This is a genomic window from Endozoicomonas sp. ALC013 (genome assembly GCF_049310205.1).
Lineage (GTDB): Bacteria > Pseudomonadota > Gammaproteobacteria > Pseudomonadales > Endozoicomonadaceae > Endozoicomonas.
This window is the reverse complement of the sequence record NZ_JBLYNS010000249.1, coordinates 1-4,117: the sequence shown is the minus strand read 5'-3', so window position 1 is coordinate 4,117 and position 4,117 is coordinate 1. Positions and strand designations below refer to the sequence as shown.

2 protein-coding genes are annotated in these 4,117 nt (G+C 51.9%); both read left to right on the top strand.

All coding sequences use genetic code 11. The features are described from left to right. Positions 1-1,950, top strand: a 1,950-nt coding sequence (locus ACO6V1_RS22660) for a DUF1601 domain-containing protein (protein WP_422468739.1), incomplete at its 5' end; no start/stop codon positions are given. A 105-nt stretch (positions 1,951-2,055) separates the two neighbouring features. Further along, on the top strand, positions 2,056-4,117 hold a 2,062-nt coding region (locus ACO6V1_RS22655; RefSeq protein WP_422468737.1), incomplete at its 3' end, for a DUF1601 domain-containing protein.

The window sequence follows — 4,117 nt, the reverse complement described above, 5'->3', positions numbered from 1 at the left end:
TGGGCCATGGCGAAGCTTTTGGACAACGGGCTGGAGCGAACACCAGGGCTCAAAGAGGCTGTGGCCGCGCTGTTGCCCCACGTGAACGCACAGAAAGACCAATTTAATGCCCAGGGCATCCCCAACCTGCTGTGGGCCATGGCGAAGCTGATGGACAACGGGCTGGAGCGGACACCAGAGCTCAAAGATGCTGTGGCCGCGCTGTTGCCCCACGTGAATGCACAGAAAGACCAATTTATTCCCCAGCATATCGCCAACCTGCTGTGGGCCATGGCAAAACTGATGGACAACGGCCTGGAGCAGACACCAGAACTCAAAGAGGCCGTGGCGGCGTTGTTGCCCCACGTTAATGCACAAAAAGACCAATTTATTCCTCAGCATATCGCCAACCTGCTGTGGGCTATGGCAAAACTGGTGGACAATGGGCAGGAGCGGACACCAGGGGTCAAAGAAGCCGTGGCGGCGTTGTTGCCCCACGTTAATGCACAAAAAGACCAATTTATTCCTCAGCATATTGCCAACCTGCTGTGGGCCATGGCAAAACTGGTGGACAAAGGGCAGGAGCGGACACCAGAACTCAACGGGGCCGTGGCCGCATTGTTGCCCCACGTTAATGCACAGAAAGCTCACTTTAGACCACAGGAAATCGCCAACCTGCTGTGGGCCATGGCGAAACTGGTGAACAGCGGGCAGGAGCCGACACCAGAGCTCAAAAGGGCCTTGGCCGCGCTGTTGCCCCACGTGAACGCAAAGAAAGCTCACTTTAAACCTCAGGAATTCACCATCCTGCTGTGGGCCATGGCGAAACTGGTGGACAGCGGGCTGGAGCGAACGCCGGAGCTCAAAGATGCCGTGCCCGCGCTGTTGCCCCACGTGAACGCACAGAAAGACCAATTTATTCCCCAGCATATCGCCAACCTGCTGTGGGCAATGGCAAAACTGGTGGACAACAGGTACGAGCAGACACCGGAGTTCAACGAAGCGGTGGCTGCGCTGTTGACCTGCGTGATCGTACAAAAAGTTAACTTTAAACCACAGGAAATCGTCAACCTGCTGTGGGCCATGGCGAAACTGGTGGACAACGGGCAGGAGCAGACACAAGGGCTCAACGAGGCTGTGGTCGCGCTGTTGCCCCTCGTGAACGCACAGAAAGACCAATTTAATGCCCAGGGTATTGCCAACCTGCTCTGGGCCACGGCCAAACTGGGTGAACTCGTTGAGCTGAACGTGGCTACCTCTACGTTCGAATCGCTCGTCTATCGAATCAGTGAGAAGCTTCAGTTTTCTCAGAAAGAAATATCGATGTCTCTCTGGGGATTAATGGTATGCTGTGCCAGGTTGGCTCTGGACTCCAATACTGATGAAAATAATGTGTTTGAAAAGCACATAGATGACCTGTTGACTCGACTGGAAAATACCTCGCCAGATAATGAAGAGGATCAATCCATCATGATCATGGCCGCAAGTTGGCTTGGTAGAACCTGTCCGGTCGCCGGCCATTACCAGACAAACATTTCAAAAATCCAGGTCGACTTCCGCGATCAACTCAAATCATCTATTCCATTTTTGAAGATCGAAGAGGAAAAGAGTCTGAACTCATTACCTCCGGTTGACCTGCTACTGCCAGATCACAACATGGTGATTGAAGTTCAAGGCCCCTCTCATTACGTGGGTGGTAATTTCAATACCAGGAATGGTTCGACTCTGCTTAAAATCGCACTGTTGCAAAAAGCAGGATTTGAGGTTATAGAAATCCCAGCTAACCAGCTTTTGAACAACGATTTAAAACCCTATATTGATCAAATAAAGAGCAGGACAGGCATCCCGCCACACGGTCATGACTCTGTATCATTTAAAAGAAGGTGGGCAGGTACTGCATACGTGACTGGTGAAGAACATTTAGCAGAGCAAACCAACCCGGCAAAGAGGAAGAGAACAAGCAGCCAATAATCGCCTTCCTCCCATCATGACTCAAGTAAACTTTTTTGCAAAATGAACTTCTGAGCAGAACAGCAGTCTGCTTTTTATATTTTCATGAATTAATGAAATATAATTATGGATAGAAGTTCTGCTGGTATCAGTGGTCAATACGCAAGATCAGATAACGGTTACAACCAACCGAGTGGCCATGCCCCTTCTGCAAGGCGTGGGCGATATAGACATGCCACAGTCAGACAGCAGGATACTCACCCCCAATCTACCCCGGGCTGTAATAAATTTCACCCTTCTTCTGGCACACGCCCTTCTCAATATTTAATGCACCGTTCAGTCAACTCTGCTCAAGATTTTAATGCCCTCATCAAACCAGAAATAATGGCTGGTCTAGTGAGGAAATCGGAACGTTTCGGTCATCGCTATGATGGGAGAGATCACGGTCTATATGCCAGTTCACTTAAAAAATACACGTCAGCAGCTAAAAGGCCGTTAAATCGAGCAGAACTAAGCCAGCTGATGCGTTTGCTGCAAAATTTCGCAGCAACACGGAGCTGGAATTGGCGAAGCCTGACGACAACACTTCATTCATTGACTTCAGCGGGTGTTTTTACTCTTCATAAACCCATGGATGCGCGAGTTAAACTTACTCAGGCTAACTTATTGTCAACGCTATTTGATTCAATAATATTTAACTGCAATCAAAAACCTCCACCCAGGGATATTGATGCCCAGGGTGTCGCCAACCTGCTGTGGGCCATGGCGAAACTGGTGGACAGCGGGCAGGAGCGGACACCAGAGCTCAAAGAGGCCGTGGTCGTGTTGTTGCCCCATGTGAACGCACAGAAAAAACAATTTATCCCTCAGGGAATCGCCAACCTGCTGTGGGCCATAGCGAAACTGGTGGACAATGGGCAGGAGCGGACGCCAGAGCTCAACGAGGCCGTGGCTTCGCTGTTGCCCCATGTGAACGCACAGCAAAACCAATTTATTCCTCAGCATATCGCCAACCTGCTGTGGGCCATAGCGAAACTGGTGGACAACGGGCAGGAGCCGACACCAGGGCTCAAAGCGGCATTGGCCGCGCTGTTGCCCCATGTGAACACACAGCAAAACCAATTTATTCCTCAGCAGATCGCCAACCTGCTGTGGGCCATGGCGAAACTGGTGGACAACGGGCAGGAGCAGACACCAGGGCTCAAAGCGGCAGTGGCCGCGCTGTTGCCCCAAGTGAACGCACAGCAAAACCAATTTATTCCTCAGCAAATCGCCAACCTGCTGTGGGCCATGGCGAAACTGGTGGACAACGGGCAGGAGCGTACACCAGAACTCAAAGAGACCGTAGCCGCGCTGTTACCCCGCGTGAACGCACAGAAAGACCAGTTTGATGCCCTGGCTATTGCCAACCTGCTGTGGACCATGGCGAAACTGGTGGACAACGGGCAGAAGCCAACACCAGAGCTCAAAAGGGCCCTGGCCGCGTTGTTGTCCCACGTGAATGCACAGAAAGCTCACTTTCAACCACAGGGTATTGCCAACCTGCTGTGGGCCATGGCGAAACTGGTGGACAAAGGGCTGGAGCAGACACCAGGTCTTAACGAGGCGGTGGCCGTGCTGTTGCCCCAGGTGAACGCACAGAAAGACCAGTTTATTCCTCAGCATATCGCCAACCTGCTGTGGGCCATGGCGAAACTGGTGGACAAAGGGCTGAAGAAAACACCAGAGCTCAAAGATGCTGTGGCTGCGCTGTTGCCCCACGTAAATGCACTAAAAGACCAATTTATTCCCCAGCATATCACCAACCTGCTGTGGGCCATGGCAAAGCTGGTGGACAACAGGTACGAGCAGACACCGGAGCTCAACGAAGCGATGACTGCGCTGTTGACCTGCGTGAACGGACAGAAACACCAGTTTAATACCCTGGCTATTGCCAACCTGCTTTGGGCCATGGCGAAACTGGTGGACAACGGGCAGGAGCCAACACCAGGGCTCAACGAAGCTGTAGTCGCGCTGTTGCCCCTCGTGAACGCACAGAAAGACCAATTTAATGCCCAGAGTATTGCCAACCTGCTGTGGGCCACGGCCAAACTGGGTGAACTCGTTGAACTGAACGTGGCTACCTCTGTGTTCGAATCGCTTGTCTATCGAATCCGTAAGAACCTGCAGTTTTCTCAGGAAGAGATAG